The organism is Patescibacteria group bacterium, from assembly GCA_041650995.1.
Lineage (GTDB): Bacteria > Patescibacteriota > Patescibacteriia > XYB2-FULL-38-15 > XYB2-FULL-38-15 > JAHIRI01.
In genome coordinates, this window is sequence record JBAZJZ010000004.1 from 13,841 (window position 1) to 33,363 (window position 19,523).

The window sequence follows — 19,523 nt, forward strand, 5'->3', positions numbered from 1 at the left end:
GCTTATAATTTATAACAATTACATAGACTTCTAACGGGGTATGACAAATTTAGAAATTGCCAAAATTTTCCGGGAAATGGCGGCGCTTTATGAAATGAAGGAAATCCAATTTAAACCACGCGCTTACGAAAGAGTGGCGCGAAGTTTAGAATCGCTTGGAAAAAGCGCGACAGATATTTACCGTGAAGGCGGACTTTCGGCTTTGGAAAAAATTCCCGGCGTTGGCCGCGGAATCGCTTTACACATTGAAGAACTTTTAAAAACCGGTAAATTAAAAATTTATAAAAAATTAAAAAAATCTATTCCTGTTGATTTAGACGAGCTGCTTTCCATTGAAGGCATCGGTCCAAAAACTATTCAGATTTTGTATAAAAAATTAAAAATTAAAAACATTGCCGATTTGGAATCTGCGGCACTTTCCGGAAAAATCGCAAAGCTCCCCCACTTCGGCGCCCAAAGCCAGGAAAAAATTTTAAAGGGATTGGAATTTCATAAAAAAAGCCATGGCCGATTTTTGCTTGGCCACGTTCTGCCCATCGCCCGGGAAATCGAAGCCCGTCTTCGAAAAATTCCCGGAGTGGATAAAGTCCAAACCGCGGGCTCAATCCGCCGCCGACAGGAAACCATCGGCGACATTGATACTTTGATTACAGCCAAACATCCAAAAAAAGTTATGGAAATTTTCACGCGCATGCCTGAAGTTGACGAAGTGCTATTGCGCGGCCCAACTAAAACTGCTGTTCGCCTAAAATTTGGCATTCAAGCTGATGTTAGAATTCTTCCGCCCGAAGATTATGGCGCGGCTCTACAATATTTTACCGGCGACAAAAACCATAATATTGAAACCAGAAAAATCGCCATCAAAAAAGGTCTGAAACTTAGTGAGTATGGAATTTTTCGCGGCAAGAAAAAAATCGGAGGAAAAACCGAAGAAGAAATTTATAAAATCTTAGGAATGGAATGGATGGAGCCTGAGCTTCGGACCGCGAGCGGCGAAATTGAGGCGGCCTTTCGACAAGCTCAGGGTAAACCTAACGGATTGCCAAAAATTGTCGGCTACAAAGATATTCGCGGCGATTTACATGCCCATACAAAATGGAGCGACGGATCAAACACAGTCGAGGAAATGGCGCTCGCCGGAAAAAAATTGGGCTATGAGTATATTTCTGTTTCTGACCATGTTGGCACTTTGCACATTGCCCACGCCATGGATGAAAAAAAATTTTTACAACAAATTAAAAAAATTGATAAATTGAACGCCGATTTTGCCAAGAAAAAAATTGGGATAAAAATTTTAAAAAGCGCTGAAACAAATATTTCCGTGGACGGGGATATTGACTTGCCCCACAACATTTTAGAAAAATTAGATATTGTTTTGGCTGGCGTCCATGATCATTTTAATTTACCCAAAGAAAAAATGACCGCGAGAATTATCCGCGCCATAAAAAATCCAAATGTCAATATTATTGTCCATCCGACCGGACGAGTAATTTTTCAAAGACCGGCATACGAAATGGATTTGGATAAAATTTTAAAAGCGGCAAAAGAATTTGGCGTAGCTATGGAAATTAATGCGTTTTTTGATCGTCTGGATTTGCGCGATGAAGATATTAGAAAAGCTGTTAGGCTCGGAGTAAAAATGGTAATCTCAACTGATGCGCACAATAAAAACCAACTTAATTTAATGGAATATGGCATTGCTCAGGCGAGACGCGGTTGGGCGACGAAGAAAGATATACTAAATACTTGGCCGCTAGAGAAACTCCTTGATTGGTTTAAAGGAAAGTGATAGGATTTTAAAAACAAAACACGCCCGGGTGGTGAAATGGTATACACGCAAGACTTAAAATCTTGTGACCGAAAGGTCGTGAGGGTTCGAGTCCCTCCCCGGGCACCAGAATTAAACTCAGGCTTTGACCTGTTTTTTTTGTTTCATAATTTTATTGCCAAAAAAAGGAAAATAAGATAAAATGAATTAACTAATTATATTCTTCGAGCGAGCACAGCGAGTCGAGAAGCCGACCAAATTTTAACTTCTCGACGGGCAAATTTGGCCTATGTCTGATGACCGAATAATTGAACCCAAAGAACAAAATGAAGACCAAGTGTTTGATATGACACTTCGGCCCAAAGTTTTGTCTGAATATATCGGCCAAGAACAGATTAAAAAAAATCTGGAAATTTTTATTTCCGCGGCAAAAAAAAGAAAAGAACCGATTGAACATGTTCTTCTTTACGGCTGCCCTGGCCTTGGGAAAACCACGCTTGCCCACGTCATCTCAAACGAAATGGGCGCCCAAATCCGCATTACTTCCGGTCCGGCGATTGAACGAGCCGGCGACCTCGCGGCAATTCTCACAAACCTCGGCGAAGGCGATATTTTATTTATTGATGAAATCCATCGCCTAAATAAAGTGATCGAAGAAGTTTTGTATCCGGCGATGGAAGAATACGCGCTGGATCTTGTAATCGGGAAAGGTCCGGGCGCGCGAACGGTTCGTCTGGATTTACCTCGTTTCACGATCATTGGCGCCACGACAAAAGTCAGTATGATTTCTTCGCCGCTCCGCGACCGCTTTGGCGCGACATATCATTTAAATTTTTATGAAGACGAAGACATCGGAAAAATTATTAACCGTAGCGCGAAAATTCTAAACATTAAAATTGACGACAACGCCGTAGAGCTTTTAGCCAGCCGTGCCCGAAAAACTCCGCGCGTCGCGAACCGCATTTTAAAACGCGTCCGCGATTACGCTGAAGTCAAAGCAAATGGTATAATAACAACGGAGCTGGCGGAGGAAGCGTTAAAAAATTTAGGCGTTGACCAGTTTGGTTTGGATCAAATTGACCGACGCATTCTTGAATCAATCATTAAAAAATTTCAAGGTGGCCCAGTCGGTTTAAATACTCTTTCCGCCGCAACCGGCGAGGAGCAGGCCACGATCGATGAAGTTTATGAACCGTATCTTCTTCAGCTTGGTTTTATAAATCGCACCCCACGCGGCCGAATTGCCACCGAAGCGGCATATAAACATTTAGGTATTGATATTCCAAAAAATTTGCAAGAAAAATTAGTTTAAATTTCTTATGACCCTTTCCGTTTTTCTTATCGTCTATTACGTTTTCCTTGGGCTTTTTAGTTTGTTTGCACTTTTCGCAATTTATCACTTGGTGCGTTTTATCCCGCCGACTTCCGCGGCCTTTTTTACTTTATATATTTTTTTGGCGGGTGCGGCCATAATTATTTTTGCTAGCTGGCAGGAAATCCGGCTGATCGACTGGACACAACCATTTTTTACTTTGGATTTTTCTTTATGAGTATTTATGTAAAAAAATTCATCGCGCAAAAATCTTACGAAAAAATAATTTATTTTTTGCGGCGGGATACAATTGTTTATATAAAACAATTAATCCTTTTTGTTTTTCTCTTGGCAATCCCCATTGGCCTTTATTTCTTTTTCCAAAATACTTTTCCTTCGCTTTTTCTAAATACCATAATCTATCCGCTGCTCATGCTCCTCGCGAGCATTTACTATTTAACTGTCTGGCTCGTGGCCTTTACCGCTTTTATTGATTATTATTTAGATTTTTGGGTTGTCACAAACGACAGAATAATCAATGTTGAGCAGCGCCTTTTTTCCCGAACTATTTCCGAACTGGATCTATATAAAATTCAAGACGTCACTGGCCAAAGCAAAGGATTTTTACAAACGATGTTTGATTATGGAAATGTTTATGTCCAGACGGCCGGGGCAACGGGACGTTTTAATTTTGAGGAAGTTCCCGGTCCGCGAGAAATAGCGAGTAAGATTATTATCTTAGCTGAAGAAGATAGAAAATATCATATTAAAGAATCTCATCCGACGGGCGGAACAATTTAAAAACATATTTAAAACACTCCGAACAAAATCGGAGTGTTTTTATATCTTTATAATTTGTTGACTAATAAATTGTCTTCAGTTCCACGCCAGTATAATAATGTTTTAGTATCTGCTCAAAGGTACTGCCGGCAAGAGCCATGCCGCGCGCGCCGCGCGCTGAAAGCCCGACACCATGACCGAAAAGATTCATCCCGGCGCAATTTGGATCCGGCCGCGAAACAAGCCAAGCTTTTCCTGTTCCCCACCAAACTTCTTCCCAGGCTCTCGTTCGTCCATCACTTTGGGAAAAATACGGCGTAACAACAATTTCATTATTATAGGTAACCACTATACCGCGCGTGTCTTCTACTGCTTTCACAAAATTCGGCAAACGAATTTCCGAGTTGTAGCCGCGGTATACTTGATCGTAAGAACTGGCGTTCAAGTGAAAATTTCCTGCCGGATGTTTTCCGCCAATATTAATGTTATATTGGGCGAAAGTGCGAGCGGCAATGGCAAGCGCCCGGTGATATTCAGCCGGATTATTATTTGATGATTCAGCCAAACCTTTCAAATATGTTTCAAGAGGTAATTCATTAATCATGTAAAGTTTTTCCCGATCTTCACTCCAGCGCAATTCTAGGTTACCACGAAATTTATTGTCGTTTAACGATGTATTCCACGCCGGACGATCTTCAAAACTCGTAATTTCAAAAATTGTATTTAAATCCGGCGCGACAAATTTAAGATAAGAAAGATTATCTCTAATTACGCCGCCAAGCGCCACCGAATAAGTTTTTGCCGTAAAATTGAAAGCGGCGGTAACCGTAGCCCCGGCCGGAACGGAAAAAATTAAATTGTTTTCAGCGTCACGAACTTCAAAGGCGGTATTGGCGCGAAGAGTTTCCGCGGTCGTTGTGTTATAAAGCCCTACTCTCATTACCGACTCTGGAATGGCGACAACCGTCGGGGCAATAACCGGCGTTTCCACCGTTCCAGAAATTTTTATCGGTAAAATTACCTCTCCACCCGTAATTATTTTTTCACTATTCATTAAAACAAAGCTTGGGTTGTAATCGCCACCTAAATTCCCGACTAAAGAAAAACTAAAATATCCGATCTGTCCCGGCAGCGTTGTCCCGGAAACAGTTGCCGGACAACTTGCTGAAAGCCAATTTGTATCGCGGAAAGGTTCGGTCGCGGTCGTTCCTCCGACGCAAATTTTTACCAAATTAGCACCGCTTGTTTCCCAAGCATTTTGCCCAATATTTTTAAATCCCACTATAAAATTATTTTTCCCTCCGCCGGCCAGGGCGACCGCCTGGCTGCTTTGAATCAATTTTACGGCCGCGAAATTTTCTGCCGTAGTCGTGGCTGCGGAAGTTGGACTGCTTACGACTGGAGTTTGCACGGAAGCTGTTCCGTTTGTCACATTAACTGGCAAATCGATTACGCCGCCGGGAATCCACGTCAAATTTTCCGCCGCCAATTTTAATCTGATGGTGTAAAATCCCAAAAGCTCCGGAGCTTTGAGCGCGAAACGAAAATGAGCTGTTTCACCAGGTAAAATTTTTGTTTCTAACATTTTTCCCGGCTGTTCAATCGTATACCAATAAGGATGATACAATTGCCGGCCGGCGCTATCCACATAAAGAGAAATATAATTGCTGCTGGAATTTGACCAAGCCACCGTACCAATATTTTTAAAAGCCGCTTCAAAAGTTATTGCTTTGCCTGGAGCCAAAGTCAACGAACCAAAACTCTGAGAAATTTTTTGTGCGGTATATCCGGCTACTGCCGCCTCCGCGCCGCCGGGCATTAAATTAAAAATAAAAGCCAGGACCGCCGCCAGCAGAAATCCTGACAAAAACTTTTGCCCTCGATTTATTTTTTTATTTTTTCTTTTTTCCATCGCGGGCTTCTTTTAAAAATTAACTATATACTATATTATACTAAAAAAATCTCGCGCGGTCAATTTCTGGCCATTGACGGCCTCCTACTATTATAGACGAATATTACGCTAAAAAATTACACGCTATTATCCGCCTGGTGAAAATGATATAATAGAGTAATCGTAATTTTTAATTTTGATCTTTCATGTCTCTTACGCGCCAGGTCGCGCACAACATGTTTTATCAAGTCGGTGGAAAAATTCTTTCCACAATTTTAGGTTTGGTCGCGCTCGCCATGATGACGCGTTATCTTGGCCAAGACGGCTACGGTGGATATACGACGATCATCTCTTTTTTACAATTTTTTGGAATTTTAGTTGACTTTGGTCTAACCTTAACCACGGTGCAGATGATTTCCGAACCAAATGCCAACATAAATAAAATTACGAGCAATATTTTTACTTTAAGATTTTTTTCTGCGGTAATTTTTCTGGGTCTCGCGCCGCTCGTTGTTCTTTTTTTTCCATACAGCTCTACTTTAAAAATTGGCGTAGCCGTCACCTCCATTTCTTTTCTTTTCATCGCCTTAAACCAGGTTCTAATCGGCCTCTTTCAAAAAAATCTCCGCATGGAAAAAGTCGCCATCGCAGAAAATCTCGGCCGAGTAGTCCTCGTTGCCGGAGTTACCGTAGCGATTTATATGAAAGCCGGCCTGCTAGCCATAATGCTCGCGGTAATTTTAGGAAGCTTTGCCAATTTTCTGGTTAATTTTCTTTTTTCCCTAAAATACGTTCGTATCAGATTTGTTTTTGATTGGCCAATCTGGAAAGAAATTTACCGCCGTTCCTGGCCCATCGGCCTTTCCATTGTTTTTAACCTTATATATTTGAAAGCTGATGTAATTGTTTTATCCCTTTTTCAAAATCAAGCCACAGTCGGCCTTTACGGCGCTTCCTATCGTGTCCTTGACGTCTTAACCACCCTCCCGATGATGTTTGCCGGGCTTGTTCTGCCTGTTTTAACTTCTTCCTGGGCAGAAAAAAATCTAGAGAGATTTTCGCGGGTTATTAAAAAATCTTTTGATTTTTTAATGATCATTATTATGCCAATAATTTTTGGTACGATGCTTTTGGGTGAACGAATTATGAGTGCGGTAGCTGGCGAGGATTTTGGGGGCTCCGGAACGATTTTAAAAATTTTGATTCTGGCGGCCGGAGCGATTTTTGTTGGCACGCTTTTCGGCCACGTTATTGTCGCTATTAAAAAACAAAAACAAATGATCTGGGGATACGCCTCGGTTGCCCTCCTTTCTCTCGCTGGATATGTTATTTTTATTCCACTCTATACTTACTGGGCGGCGGCTTGGATCACTTTTCTTTCCGAAGGTGCGATTGCTCTTCTGACATTTTTTGTCGTTTGGAAAAATACCCGCCTGCTTCCATCGGGAAAAGTTCTTTGGAAGTCGATTTTCGCAAGTCTGTTTATGTGCCTCGCTCTTTATTTCTTAATTGATATGAATCTTCTGTTTCTGATTTTTTGTGGCGCAGTTATTTATTTTGCTGTACTATATCTATTCCGCGGATATAATAAAGAAACTATCATGGAAATTACTAAATTAAAATAATGCTTTGGCCAATTTTATTAATTTTATTTTTTTCTGCTTACGCCTACCTCGCTTGGCGAAATTTGCTTTGGGCGACTGCCGTCCTCCTCGCTCTCTTGCCAACATACTTAATCAGATTTTCTCTGGGACCAATGCCCATGACCGCTCTTGAGGCAATGATTTTTATTCTTTTTGTGGTTTGGGTTATAAAATTAAAAATCAAAAAAGAAAAATTCAACCATCCTTTAAAAATTTTAGAAAATAAAAAATGGGCGTGGCTTATATTTGCCTGGCTAACCTTCGCCATTATTTCACTTTTAATTTCTCCCGACCTACGCGCCGCCGCGGGAATTTTTAAAGCCTATTTTTTTGAACCGATTATTTTTTTATTTGTTCTCCTGAGTATTGTCAAAACAAAAAAAGATTTGGAAATAATTTTTTACGCTCTGGGGATTTCCGCGCTTTATGTTTCCGCTTTTGCCATTTACCAAAAATTTACCGGCTTCGCTATTCCAAACCCCATTTGGCAAGCGGCTGAAACACGCCGCGTTACAAGTTTTTATGGTTTCCCTAACGCTATTGGGCTTTATCTCGCGCCGATCATCGTGCTTTATGTCGGCTGGCTAATCTCAAAGTTTCAAGTTTCAAGTTTCAAGTTTAAAAAAATTATAATCACAAATCTTAAGCCGTTGATTTTCCAATTGTTTGTTATTATCTCTTCTCCCGCAGCTGTCGTCTTCGCCCGCTCCGAAGGTGCTTACGTTGGAATATTAGCTGGCTTATTTTTCCTTGGCATTCTTACAAAAAAATTGCGCAGGTCAACCATAGTGCTCGCGATTATTTTTGTTATGGTTGTTGCGCTCGTGCCGCAATTTAGAAATTATGCCGTGGAACAAATAACTTTTAAAAATGACTCTGGAAAAGTTCGGTTAATTATGTGGCAAGAAACGTGGCAGATGATCCGCGGCCGGCTTTTTTCCGGAGCGGGTTTAGCCGGCTACCAGGAAACTTTCGCGCCATACCACAAGGCAAAATATATTGAAATTTATCTTTATCCGCATAATTTATTTTTAAATTTTTGGAGCGAACTTGGCCTCGGCGGTTTGCTTGTTTTTTTACTGATCATCATAAAATTTTTTAAAGATAATATTAAAAAATTCTTTGCGCCTAATCCTGCGCTCTTTGTCACCCTCTCTGCTGCCATGATTACAATTTTTGTTCATGGCCTTGTTGATGTTCCTTATTTCAAAAATGATTTAGCAATTTTATTTTGGTTAATTATTGGCCTCTCACTTTTAGAACTTAAAAAAATGCCGAAAAAAACGTAAAATAAAAAATAAGCCCACCCCTGCTAAACAGGGGCTTTTTTGTTAAAAGGGGTTGACATTTTCTTCAATTCATGTAAGAATATAATGTTTGGAACGTTCCAAACTAGAGGAGAGGAGGGGTAGATGGAAACCAAGCTGGCAACGATCGCGGTTGCTCTCGTGACGTTCGTGGCGATGGGCTGCGGCCTGAGCACTGAAGGCATGGGCATGGACGACGGGTCCGCTCCCGATGTCGAGCCCGACGAGATCGAGCCCGACATTTCCGAGGCCGACGCGGCCGAGGACGATGCCGAGCCAGACGAGACAACGCCGGACGAGACGGCCGAGGATGCTGAGGAAGACCTGCCCGAAGTCACGGACGACGTGGCCGAGGACGGCGAACCCGAGGATGTCGGCGGAGACGAGGCAGACGGCGACGAAGCCGAAGATGGCGGAGTTGTCGATCCTTGCGAACGTCCCGACATCCCGGCGCTCGGGATCTACCTATTCTACTGCTTCACTGACGATCTCCACTCCGACATGACGCTCTGGCTCCAGATTGAACGAGGCGGACTGCCGATTGTCGGCTGGAGTGAAGTGACCGGTTGCACGGCAACGGGAGTGCGCTCGATGTTCTGCGAGCTGCCGCTCTACTACAACGCGGTCTATTTCTTCAACATTGAGACCCCCGGCGTCGGCATCGGCTGGTCCTGCGGACCAGGAACCGACGTGCTCTGGGGTACCCCAAGAATCTGGGTCAACCACGCCGAGCAGACAGTTAGGGTGGTCCCAAACATGGATGGGGGGTGCAATCATCAATTCACCACCCCGCCCTCCGGACCGCTCTAGGCGGTCATCCCCCGACGAGAGTTCACTCTTTCGTCGGGGCTTTTTTTAAATCTAAACCTTTACAAAATCATCAAAATGTGATATACTATAATAATGTAAAAGAAAATCGGCTTTTTTATTTTTGTTAGCTGAAATTATAAAGCATACAAAATAGAAAAGAGGGGGACCTTTTGCGAAATTCGTTCTTTTTTCAAATTAACCCGCCGTCCAGGCGGGGTAAAAATTAAAACAAAAACAAAAATAAGGAGCCGCTGAGCTCTTTATTTTATTTTATGAAAATGTTAAGTTAAAAAAATGGAAGGGTGGCTGAGTGGCCGAAAGCGCCGCACTCGAAATGCGGTATACCGGAAACGGTATCGTGAGTTCGAATCTCACCCCTTCCGTTTTGACAAATCTTAAATATAAATTTATGAAACTCCGCGGAACAAAACTGAGATATTATTTTTTGCAGGATATCAATCCTGTCATCCGTTTTCTTATTATTTCAGACACAGTCATTATGGGAGCGGCCGGTTTGCTTGGCCCGATTTTTGCGCTTTTTATCACCGATTTCATCCGCGGCGGCAACGAAGCAGTCGCCGGTCTTGCTGCGGGCATCTATCTTTTAACAAAAAGCATTTTTCAAATTCCTATCGCTCACTTGATTGATAGAATCCGCGGAGAAAAAGATGATTTTTGGCTCATGTTTATTTTTTCAATTTTTATTGCCATTATTCCCCTTCTGTATCTTATAATTGATACGCCGATTGAACTTTACGCCGTGCAATTTGTTTTAGGCCTTTTCACTGCTTTCACCTTTCCAACTTATATGGCAATATTTACCCGTCATATTGATAAAGAAAAAGAAGGAACAGAATGGGGCGTTTATTTTACCTTGACTGATTTGACTGGCGCGGCGCTCGCGGCTCTCGGCGGATATATTGCCGCCATAAGCGGTTTTCCTATTCTTATTTTTACGGTTGTGATTGTTTCTACCCTGGGGGCGCTCTTGCTTTTGCCGATTAAATCTTACATTAAAACCTCAACTTAAAGCCCCCCCCGCACCGAACTGAGTTGACAAAATCATTTTTTGGTATTATAATTCTGGATTGAAGAACTTAATTTTTCTGCTCTTACCGGCGGAATTTTTGTCTAAATCAATTTAAATTATGTCTGCTCAATATGAGTGAACATTATAAATTCTCGGCTGAGACTGAATCATTTGAAAAAATAACATTAACCAAAGAAGAGGAAAGGGTCATTACAGGGCTAGGTATCGCGCCAGAAGACCTGCGTAAGCTTCTTGCTACCGACCCTTTTGCAGAAGGTAGCTATGCTTTGATTTTCGAATTACATGATAGGGCATCAAATCTCGTTGTAAAGGCATGGAAAAATCGCAGACGTGATTCCGGGAGAGGGGCAAATGAAAACATAGCTCTACGTTTATTAAGGGCTCGTAATTTTAAACACGCGCCAAAATTAAAGGGCTATTTACAACCGTCGACTATTCTTTTCGAAGAAAAAATTGAATGTGAGACTGTGGAACAGTTTGACAAAGATCATATTGAACGGTTAGCGTTGGCGCTAGCTGACCTTCATTCTATAAAGCTTAATGCCTACGGCAAGCCCTTTACAAAAAGGAAGGAGGGTACTCACATGGACTATCTACTTGATGGAATTGAAACTCTCCAAAAAATTTCAGAACCCTTTGTGGATCAAACTGAAGCAATGTACCTTATCCATCGGTCGTTTGACAAGATGAAAGACATGGCAAATGATTCCAGCGATGCTTTTTCGTCTACAACTTTTACTCTGATCCACTTTGACTTAAACAAAAATAATATTCTATATTCTAAAAAAGACGGTGCTCCTGTTATTGTTGATTGGGAACAAGCTTCTGCCGGTGATAATGCAATGGATATAGCTAAGTTGTTTTTGAAATTGAATTTTAATATAAATCAAAAACAGGATTTTTTGAAAATATATGAAAGTTGCCAAGTAAACCAGGATCCGCACTTTCGAGAGAGACTAAAAATTTATGAACCTTTTGTTCTTATTAATTCAATTATTTGGAGATTAGAAGTTTTACGTGATATGCCACAACAAATGTCATCAGACAACGAGAGTCAATTCTATGGTCGCGTTAAATCTAATCTTGATAAAGAAATCAAAATACTTACAAAGTTTATATCAGAATAAGTATCTATCTATGGCGAAATTTGATTTACATTTTCATTCAACCTATTCTGACGGAAAATTATCTGTTCCGGCGCTTGCCGCAATTATCAAGCTAGAAAAACTAAAATTTTGCGCCCTCGCTGATCATGATAGTATTGACGGTGTTCGAGAACTAGAAATGTCCCTTGATGGCTCTGGCGTCAAAGTGATTACCGGAGTTGAGCTCACTGCAAAATATAACGATAATGAGGTGCATATTTTGGCTTATGATTTTGATGTCGACGCAGTAACGGAAATATTAAAGGAGCGTAATGAAATCGTACGACATAAAAAGATAGAGGAAATGGAGACCGCAATTAAGCTTTCCCGAAAAGAAGGACTTGAAGTTACTCGTGGTTTAATGCCGTTTGAAAAACAGCCAGTCAGTCTAACAGTTGCACTTGATATTTGCGCAAATAGTTTAAATCAAAACCTTTTTCTAAAAAAATATGGAAAGTATTTTATGCCAGAGGATGTATATTACGAGTATCAAGCACCGGGTAAATCTTGCGCCGTAGAAAGAAGTGGCGTTACCGTTACGTGGCTGGTGGATAAATTTAAGGAAGTAGCGCGAGATTTGATTATCGCGCATCCATTCGTGTCAGAAAGCGTTGTTATGAAGCCGCTTGATGAGACGCGTATCAATGATTTACTGATGATGGGAATCACCGGAATTGAAGTGTATCACAATAAAACTTCTGACGAACAAATTTCATTGTTAAAAAAAATAACTAACGAGCGGGGAATTCACTATACTGGCGGATCTGATTTTCATGGAAAAAAAACAGATACACCTATCGGCCAGTATGGTCACGATCGAGATATCCCTGATTTTTATCTTTCAAACTATCGCTCAACCAGAGGGGGGTAAATAAAAAATATGCCGAATACTCTATTGATTCAAGAAGTTACAAAAGTATTGAGGAATAAATACAAAAAATTTAAGGCTATCCGATCAGCTTATATTTTTGGAAGTCTATTAACAGACAATTTTCATAAAAAAAGTGATGTAGATATATTGTTTATTGTTGAGGATGTTAAAGATCGCTGTGAATTTTTGAAAAAAATTAAAGCTGTGCGCACCACAGTGAAGGATTTAAAATTAGATATTAATATTGTATTTGAAAGAGAGTTTCGCCATCTTTGGCATATTTTTAGACCACCAACATTCTTTATCTGGATTAAACAGCAAAATATATTATTATGGGGCAAAGACTCTCTGCGTGATCTTAGAAAAGAAAAAATTACCGTAAAGACTATATACAAACGCGCCGTCGATTTATCCCAAGGCTGTAGGTCTGTATATTTGAATGATAAAGATGTGGCATTTTGGGAAACTAGATATATCAGATGGCTACGCGAGTTGCAATACGGAATATTATATCTTTATGGGGAGATTGAGTTAGATTCAAAATTATGCAGTAAAAAACTAGGCACAGCTCTCCCTGAAATCAAAAAACAAACACAACTTTTGTCAAAAAAAACATTGCCCATTAAATCCCTCTCTGAAATAGCTGAAAAATTTGTACTCTGTGTTTACAAAAATTTTGTCAAAAAAACATGAAGATACTAATGCTAACATCCCGGTTTGGCTTTGGCTATGGTATGGGTTATTCGGCCTATAAAGAGGCGACTGCCCTCATCTCACTTGGTCATTCAGTGACCGTAGTGCATTGCTATAGTAGTCCTGAAATTACTAGTTTTTACGATCCGCTGATTACCTTCATCTACTTACCGATTAAAAGAATACCCCTTATTGGTTTTTTAATGTATTTTTTTCAACTTAAAAAATTTATTAACAAGAGAATAAACATAAAAAATTTTGATTCCGTCTACATTCAATCTCTAGAATTCGGCTTATTAGATTTAGCGAAAATAAAGATACCGATATTTTATTTTGCTCGGAGTACAATGCTAGGCATGCACCAAGCACTTCAAAATGGAAAGATAAAAATTTCACTCCTTCCAAGAATAATCAATTTGGTTCTGGCGGCTCTTGAACGGAGGTGTATGCATTATAGCAAAATGATTTTTGTAAAATCCTGTAAAATGGCTAGCGAAGTTTCTAGTCTTTATGGTATAAATTCCAACAAAATCGCGGTTATCATAGGGGGCATAGATGATAAAGATTTCCAGATACAACCGGAATTATCTTGTATGGAATTTCGGCACAAATTTAAAATACCCCCAAATGTTCCGGTCGTGCTCTATGCCGGACGCATTGTGCCGCAAAAGGGATTAATCTATTTGATTGAAGCATCGTTAAATCTACTTCGAGAAATAAATTTTGTTGTCGTTATTGCAGGTGCTATCATAAACGAGGCATATTACGCAAAAATAAAACGCCTATTAGATAATACCACGTACCAAAAATCTTTTTATTTTCTCGGGCATATTAATCAACTAGACATGTCTTTAGTTCTCAATGTAGCAGACTGTCTCGTAACGCCCTCGTTTTATGAACCCTTTGGCATGGTTAATTTGCAAGCAGCTTTTCTAAATAAAAAAATTATTACAACCGAGATAACTGGTTCTGTTGATGTATTAGCTAACTATGAAAAAATGAAAGTTGTTAAAGCCAGATCTTCAACGGCCATTAAGCTAGCTCTACGGGAAGTATTGTTTTGGAAAAACAAAAAAAATCAATCATCTATTGATTTTCAAATGTATTCATGGCGTAATGTGGCAGAATATCTTCTGCATTATTTTTCGGAAACTGCTTAATAAATTTGGTAATAGTTATAAAAAATTTATTAAAGATAACTAGAATATAAATAAATGAGAAAAAAAATACTAGTGACGGGCGGAGCGGGTTTTATTGGATCACATCTTTGCAAAAAGCTACTTCGTGAAAAAAATGATGTGTTTTGTTTGGATAATTTTTATACGGGAACAAAAGATAACATATTGGATTTGATAGAAAATAAAAGATTTAAACTCTTGCGTCATGACGTGACACTTCCTCTCTATATTGAAGTTGACCAAATTTATAATTTAGCCTGCCCGGCATCCCCCATTCACTATCAACGCGACCCAGTACAAACAACAAAAACATCCGTGTACGGTGCAATCAATATGCTTGAACTCGCAAAACGTACAAAGGCTAAAATTTTACAAGCTTCGACATCTGAGGTCTATGGGGATCCGGAGGTCCATCCACAGCCGGAATCATATTGGGGAAAAGTAAATCCAATCGGACTTCGTTCTTGTTATGATGAAGGAAAACGTTGTGCGGAGACTCTTTTTTTTGACTATTATCGACAAAACAAAGTTGATATAAGGGTGATTAGAATTTTTAATACTTATGGTCCGAATATGTATCCGAATGATGGCAGGGTTGTTTCAAATTTTCTCGTTCAGGCGTTGAAAAATGAAGACATGACAATTTATGGTGATGGATCGCAAACACGAAGTTTTCAATATGTTGACGATCTCGTAGATGGCATGATAAAAATGATGAATAATGAAGATAATTTTGTTGGGCCAGTTAACATTGGAAGTCCTGAAGAGTTTACCATAAAACAACTTGCAGAAATGATTCTTAAGCTAATTCCCGAAAGTAAGAGTAGAATTATTTATAAAAAATTACCCCAAGATGATCCGAAACAAAGAAAACCGGATATTACCCTAGCTCGTAAAAATTTAAATTGGCAACCTAAAATAAAACTAAAAGACGGCCTCAAAAAAACAATAAAATATTTTGAGAGAATATTATAAATTTATATAAGTCGCTTGTATAAAGATTGATCAGTTGACAAAATCATTTTTCTATATTATAATTCAAGATTGAAGAAATTAATTTTCTGCTTTCCGGCGGATTTTTTATTTAAACCGGTTATAAATTATGAATAACATAAGAAACGTTGCCATTATTGCGCACGTTGATCATGGCAAAACAACCCTGGTTGACGCGCTGCTCCACCAGTCGTCCACCAATGTCGGTAAAGATAATATCGGCAGGATTTGTATTATGGATTCAAACGAATTGGAGCGTGAACGCGGCATTACTATTTTTTCCAAAAATGCGTCGGTGCAATGGGGCGAGACAAAAATAAATATTATTGATACTCCCGGCCACGCCGACTTTGGCGGCGAAGTGGAACGAGTTTTGAATATGGCCGACGGCTGTCTTTTACTCGTTGACGCTAAAGAAGGGCCAATGCCTCAAACCAGATTTGTTTTGAAAAAAGCCTTGGAGCTTGGTCATAAAATAATTGTCGTCGTGAATAAAATTGACAAACCGCACGCCCGGCCGGATTTTGCTCTGGATAAAACTTTTGATTTGTTTGTTGAGCTCGGCGCCTCGGATGACGCTCTAAATTTTCCCGTAATTTACGCTTCAGCAAAACTTGGGCTTGCAGGAACCGAACCAGACATTTCTAAAATGAAAAATATTTCACCGATTTTTGAAAATATTTTAAAACACATCCCTGCACCAACCGGCAATCCAAACGCACCGCTTCAAATGCTTGTGGCCAATATTTCCGGCGACACTTTCAAAGGAAGAATTGGCATCGGCCGAGTTTATAACGGCACGCTAAAAGTCGGCCAAGAAGTCGCGCACATCAATCGCCAGGGACAAATGGCAAAATACCGCCTGGTATCTTTGATGACTTTTTGCGGACTGGAGCGGGTGGAGACAAAAGAGGTAACGGCCGGCGACATCGCGGCCATTTCTGGCGTGCCGAATTTAACCATTGGCGAAACAATCGCCGACGCAGAAAATCCAAAAGCTCTACCGGTTTTGAGTATTGAGGAGCCGACCGTCAAAATGACTTTTATGATTAATGATTCTCCTTTCGCCGGGCAGGAAGGGCAATTCACCACTTCGCGACAAATTCAAGAACGTTTGCAAAAAGAACTAGAAAACGACATGGCGCTAAAAGTTGAAGATTCTCCAGATGGCGGATGGATTGTTTCCGGACGAGGCGAATTACATTTATCAATTCTAATTGAAAGGATGCGCCGCGAAGGTTTTGAACTTCAAGTTTCCCGGCCAAAAGTTATTGAAAAAGAAATTGACGGAAAAAAAATGACGCCATACGAACGCGTCTTTGTTGAAGTACCCGAAGCACACTCCGGAATTGTTATTCAAAAATTGGGCAGCCGAAAAGGCGAATTAAAAGATATGAAAACTATTGATGGAATTACTTATTTAGAATTTTTAATTCCGACGCGCGGACTTTTTGGTTATCGCAGTGAATTTTTAACTGACACGCGAGGTTTGGGAATTATAAATACAAATTTTGCCGAGTATCTTCCTGATCCGGGCAACTGGCGCGAACGCGACCAAGGATCTCTCGTGGCTCACGAAACCGGAACGACCAATCTTTACGGCATGATCAATATTCAGGATCGCGGCGTACTCTTTATCGGTCCTGCCGTTAAAGTATACGAAGGCCAAGTTGTCGGACAAAATGCGCGAAGCGGCGACATCCGCGTTAACGTTTGCAAGGCCAAAGAGCTTTCTAACATGCGCTCCAAAGGTGACGGTTCAGCTGAACACTTTAACGCGCCAAAGACCATGTATCTTGAAGACGCTCTGGAATATATCGGCGATGATGAGCTGGTTGAGGTAACTCCCAAAAACACTCGCATCAGAAAAATTCATTTGGATGAAATTACGGCAAAAAGAATGGCGAGAGCGAATCGGGAGTAACAAAATTAAAATAAAAAAACCGCGGAGATTTTTCCGCGGTTTTTAAATATATTCAATTTCAGAACTTGAACATGTCAGCAAATTTTCCAACCAAAGGAACTGGCTCTTGTTTGCCTCCTGCGGCGTTCACAATTCCCAAAATTACAAGAACTAACAAACCCAACTGCAACAACCTAATGACCCAATAAAAACTAAACCACCAATACCAGGGAATCAACATTCCAATAAGCCAAATAATTATGCCTATGCAAAAAAGGACCAAACCTTGTTTCACGTGATATTTCACAAACGAATCCTTGTGTGCTCCAACTAAAAGCGGGATGAAAAACAGGATGTAGGCTACGATTGCCATACCCGTATTTTTCTCTCCGCCCGCCGGTTTTGGATTTTCTGCCGGCGCTTGCGGTTTTTGTTCATCCATAATTTTTTAAATTAATTCAAAAAATAATTTTATTCGACGCTTACTTCACTAAATATGACAACTCCAACCTCCTGTCCACCAACCGTATAGGTCACGGTGTATTGAGAGTTATCCTTACTCATCATTAAAGATGCTTCCCCACTACTAACGCCACTCGTGATAACTGAAAAACCCCGAGAAGAAAAAGCCGAGGTTAATTTATTTAAATCGCCGGCTGTTGTAGTCTTCTTGGTTATAAATTCAACCATGCCCGTTCCCTCGCCCATTCCAAGATAATTATTCAAATAACTTGATACTTTTACGCCTCCAAAAACATCGCCAATAACTTCTCCAATATCATTTTTCACCTCACTGACAAAAGGAGTATCCACTCCAATCTCTTCAGTCGCGCTAAATTTTTCTTCTGGTGTTAGCTCTCTCTCTTCCTCGCCGGTTTCTTCATAATTTTCCATTCCACCAAGTGCCTCCATACTTTCTGCCCACTTTTGTAAATCACTGGCGTTACCGCCGCCTAAACCTGCGAAACCCGATAAAAATTGCCTGGCCAGACGTTGCTGCTCATATCTTTGCCACGCCCAATAGCCGCCGGCCAAAACCGCCACGGCCAAAACGACGATGACCGGGACAAGAACCTTTTTGTTCATAATTTTAAACTTTAATTCCCCAAAATATTTAGGGCTGTTTATTAATATTCCTCCTAATCCTATTATACCAAAAAACAAAAGAAAAAACCATAAACCCAATTCTCTTGACCGATAATCTATGCTATAATGAATTAATTAAATAAAGAACCAAAGTTAATCTTGTTTCTTTTTAATATGACTCAAAAAATTCGTAAAGTTATTATCCCCGTAGCCGGTTATGGCACCAGATTTCTTCCGGCGACCAAAGCCCAGCCAAAAGAAATGTTGCCTATCGTTGATAAGCCTGTTATCCAATATATTGTTGAAGAAGCCGTGGCTTCGGGAATTACTGATGTAATTCTTGTGACCGGCGCTTCCAAACGCGCCGTGGAAGACCATTTTGATTATAATTTTGAATTACAAAATTGGCTAAAAAAACAAGGCAAAGAAGAAATCCGACAGGAGCTAAAAAACATCGCTGATATGGCAAATTTTATTTATATCAGGCAAAAAGGCCCTTACGGTAATGCCACGCCGGTTATGAATTGCCGGCAAGTTGTGGGAAATGAACCATTCGCTGTTCTCTCGGGCGACGATTTAATTTTAAATGGCGCAAAACCCCGATTAAAACAATTGATTGAAGCTTATGAAAAATATACTGATCCAGTAATGACAGCTATCAAAGTTACCAGAGAAGAAACAAAAAAATACGGCATGCTTGACGCGCAAAAAATTGAAAAAAATATTTATCAAGTTAAAAAAATCGTGGAAAAACCAGGTCCGGAAAAAACTCCGTCGCTTTTAGCCACGCTTTACGGCTATGTTTTAACTCCGGATATTTTTGACGAATTGGAAAAATTAAAACCCGGCGCCGGCGGAGAATTTTGGCTCCCAGAAGCCATCGCCGGACTTCTTAAAAAACGCCCTGTTTACGCGTGTGAAATAGACGGAACTTATTACGACGCCGGTTCAAAAATTGGCTGGCTTAAAGCTAATGTTGATTTGGCCTTATCGCGAAAAGACTTAAAACCGAACTTCTCTAAATATTTGAAAAAATTAAAGTTTTAGTAATTAGTAATTTGTAACTAGTAATTGCGGCTCTTCTTCTCAATT

General features: G+C 40.3%; 17 protein-coding genes and 2 tRNA genes. 16 read left to right on the top strand and 3 right to left on the bottom strand.

Translation table 11 applies throughout. The annotated features are described in order from the left end of the window. Positions 1-40: 40 nt before the first annotated feature. The 4 genes from polX (at position 41) to WC445_04515 (ending at position 3,881) form a co-directional block, all read left to right on the top strand. Positions 41-1,789: a DNA polymerase/3'-5' exonuclease PolX gene (gene polX / locus WC445_04500; GenBank protein ID MFA5129181.1), complete on the top strand. Its 1,749-nt coding sequence runs from the start codon at positions 41-43 to the stop codon at positions 1,787-1,789. 22 nt (positions 1,790-1,811) lie between these two features. Beyond that, positions 1,812-1,897 (top strand) — tRNA-Leu (locus tag WC445_04505). Between the two features lie 160 nt (positions 1,898-2,057). Further along, positions 2,058-3,080, top strand: coding sequence for a Holliday junction branch migration DNA helicase RuvB (gene ruvB, locus WC445_04510; GenBank protein ID MFA5129182.1), 1,023 nt, complete (start codon positions 2,058-2,060; stop codon positions 3,078-3,080). 234 nt (positions 3,081-3,314) lie between these two features. After that, positions 3,315-3,881 (top strand): PH domain-containing protein, encoded by a 567-nt coding sequence (locus WC445_04515; GenBank protein MFA5129183.1) that lies wholly within the window; start codon positions 3,315-3,317, stop codon positions 3,879-3,881. Positions 3,882-3,942: 61 nt separating this feature from the next. On the opposite strand, the gene WC445_04520 is transcribed toward WC445_04515, so the two are convergent. Then, positions 3,943-5,772, bottom strand: coding sequence for a SpoIID/LytB domain-containing protein (locus WC445_04520; GenBank protein MFA5129184.1), 1,830 nt, complete (start codon positions 5,770-5,772; stop codon positions 3,943-3,945). 185 nt (positions 5,773-5,957) lie between these two features. Between WC445_04520 and WC445_04525 the strand changes: the two genes are divergently transcribed. The 11 genes from WC445_04525 (at position 5,958) to typA (ending at position 17,366) form a co-directional block, all read left to right on the top strand. After that, positions 5,958-7,376 carry a flippase gene (locus WC445_04525; GenBank protein MFA5129185.1) on the top strand — a complete coding sequence of 473 codons (1,419 nt, stop codon included), beginning with the start codon at positions 5,958-5,960 and terminating at the stop codon, positions 7,374-7,376. Beyond that, entirely contained in the window at positions 7,376-8,683 is a 1,308-nt protein-coding gene (locus WC445_04530) for an O-antigen ligase family protein (protein MFA5129186.1), read from the top strand. The genes WC445_04525 and WC445_04530 overlap by 1 nt, the downstream gene beginning before the upstream one ends. Before the next feature lie 123 nt (positions 8,684-8,806). Continuing rightward, complete coding sequence (locus tag WC445_04535) at positions 8,807-9,511, top strand: hypothetical protein (protein ID MFA5129187.1); 705 nt, start codon at positions 8,807-8,809, stop codon at positions 9,509-9,511. 296 nt (positions 9,512-9,807) lie between these two features. Further along, a tRNA-Ser gene (locus WC445_04540) sits at positions 9,808-9,894 on the top strand. A gap of 26 nt (positions 9,895-9,920) precedes the next feature. Beyond that, positions 9,921-10,541 (top strand): MFS transporter, encoded by a 621-nt coding sequence (locus WC445_04545; protein ID MFA5129188.1) that lies wholly within the window; start codon positions 9,921-9,923, stop codon positions 10,539-10,541. Between the two features lie 131 nt (positions 10,542-10,672). Beyond that, positions 10,673-11,689 carry an aminoglycoside phosphotransferase family protein gene (locus WC445_04550; protein ID MFA5129189.1) on the top strand — a complete coding sequence of 339 codons (1,017 nt, stop codon included), beginning with the start codon at positions 10,673-10,675 and terminating at the stop codon, positions 11,687-11,689. A gap of 10 nt (positions 11,690-11,699) precedes the next feature. Further along, a complete protein-coding gene (locus WC445_04555) occupies positions 11,700-12,578 on the top strand; it encodes a PHP domain-containing protein (GenBank protein ID MFA5129190.1) in 879 nt (292 codons plus the stop codon). 9 nt (positions 12,579-12,587) lie between these two features. Beyond that, complete coding sequence (locus WC445_04560; GenBank protein MFA5129191.1) at positions 12,588-13,271, top strand: nucleotidyltransferase domain-containing protein; 684 nt, start codon at positions 12,588-12,590, stop codon at positions 13,269-13,271. Between the two features lie 8 nt (positions 13,272-13,279). After that, a complete protein-coding gene (locus WC445_04565; protein ID MFA5129192.1) occupies positions 13,280-14,431 on the top strand; it encodes a glycosyltransferase family 4 protein in 1,152 nt (383 codons plus the stop codon). A gap of 54 nt (positions 14,432-14,485) precedes the next feature. Beyond that, the gene (locus WC445_04570; GenBank protein ID MFA5129193.1) at positions 14,486-15,424 is read left to right on the top strand and encodes a UDP-glucuronic acid decarboxylase family protein; all 939 of its coding nucleotides are present in this window, start codon (positions 14,486-14,488) and stop codon (positions 15,422-15,424) included. A 127-nt stretch (positions 15,425-15,551) separates the two neighbouring features. Further along, complete coding sequence (gene typA / locus WC445_04575; GenBank protein ID MFA5129194.1) at positions 15,552-17,366, top strand: translational GTPase TypA; 1,815 nt, start codon at positions 15,552-15,554, stop codon at positions 17,364-17,366. A 58-nt stretch (positions 17,367-17,424) separates the two neighbouring features. Here typA and WC445_04580 read toward each other — a convergent pair whose 3' ends face one another. Beyond that, positions 17,425-17,787, bottom strand: coding sequence for a hypothetical protein (locus WC445_04580; GenBank protein MFA5129195.1), 363 nt, complete (start codon positions 17,785-17,787; stop codon positions 17,425-17,427). Between the two features lie 29 nt (positions 17,788-17,816). Continuing rightward, entirely contained in the window at positions 17,817-18,431 is a 615-nt protein-coding gene (locus tag WC445_04585) for a hypothetical protein (GenBank protein MFA5129196.1), read from the bottom strand. Between the two features lie 174 nt (positions 18,432-18,605). On the opposite strand from WC445_04585, the gene WC445_04590 reads away from it, so the two are divergent. Next, positions 18,606-19,478 (top strand): UTP--glucose-1-phosphate uridylyltransferase, encoded by an 873-nt coding sequence (locus WC445_04590; GenBank protein ID MFA5129197.1) that lies wholly within the window; start codon positions 18,606-18,608, stop codon positions 19,476-19,478. Positions 19,479-19,523 lie beyond the last annotated feature (45 nt).

What these genes read in the sequence shown, in the direction of transcription:
- WC445_04585 (MFA5129196.1), bottom strand. Translation starts at nt 18,431, where the DNA reads ATGAACAAAAAGGTTCTTGTCCCGGTCATCGTCGTTTTGGCCGTGGCG.
- WC445_04565 (MFA5129192.1), top strand. Translation starts at nt 13,280, where the DNA reads ATGCTAACATCCCGGTTTGGCTTTGGCTATGGTATGGGTTATTCGGCC.
- WC445_04555 (MFA5129190.1), top strand. Translation starts at nt 11,700, where the DNA reads ATGGCGAAATTTGATTTACATTTTCATTCAACCTATTCTGACGGAAAA.
- polX (MFA5129181.1), top strand. Translation starts at nt 41, where the DNA reads ATGACAAATTTAGAAATTGCCAAAATTTTCCGGGAAATGGCGGCGCTT.
- WC445_04515 (MFA5129183.1), top strand. Translation starts at nt 3,315, where the DNA reads ATGAGTATTTATGTAAAAAAATTCATCGCGCAAAAATCTTACGAAAAA.
- typA (MFA5129194.1), top strand. Translation starts at nt 15,552, where the DNA reads ATGAATAACATAAGAAACGTTGCCATTATTGCGCACGTTGATCATGGC.
- WC445_04545 (MFA5129188.1), top strand. Translation starts at nt 9,921, where the DNA reads ATGAAACTCCGCGGAACAAAACTGAGATATTATTTTTTGCAGGATATC.
- WC445_04570 (MFA5129193.1), top strand. Translation starts at nt 14,486, where the DNA reads ATGAGAAAAAAAATACTAGTGACGGGCGGAGCGGGTTTTATTGGATCA.
- WC445_04525 (MFA5129185.1), top strand. Translation starts at nt 5,958, where the DNA reads ATGTCTCTTACGCGCCAGGTCGCGCACAACATGTTTTATCAAGTCGGT.
- WC445_04520 (MFA5129184.1), bottom strand. Translation starts at nt 5,772, where the DNA reads ATGGAAAAAAGAAAAAATAAAAAAATAAATCGAGGGCAAAAGTTTTTG.
- ruvB (MFA5129182.1), top strand. Translation starts at nt 2,058, where the DNA reads ATGTCTGATGACCGAATAATTGAACCCAAAGAACAAAATGAAGACCAA.
- WC445_04530 (MFA5129186.1), top strand. Translation starts at nt 7,376, where the DNA reads ATGCTTTGGCCAATTTTATTAATTTTATTTTTTTCTGCTTACGCCTAC.
- WC445_04590 (MFA5129197.1), top strand. Translation starts at nt 18,606, where the DNA reads ATGACTCAAAAAATTCGTAAAGTTATTATCCCCGTAGCCGGTTATGGC.
- WC445_04535 (MFA5129187.1), top strand. Translation starts at nt 8,807, where the DNA reads ATGGAAACCAAGCTGGCAACGATCGCGGTTGCTCTCGTGACGTTCGTG.
- WC445_04580 (MFA5129195.1), bottom strand. Translation starts at nt 17,787, where the DNA reads ATGGATGAACAAAAACCGCAAGCGCCGGCAGAAAATCCAAAACCGGCG.
- WC445_04560 (MFA5129191.1), top strand. Translation starts at nt 12,588, where the DNA reads ATGCCGAATACTCTATTGATTCAAGAAGTTACAAAAGTATTGAGGAAT.
- WC445_04550 (MFA5129189.1), top strand. Translation starts at nt 10,673, where the DNA reads ATGAGTGAACATTATAAATTCTCGGCTGAGACTGAATCATTTGAAAAA.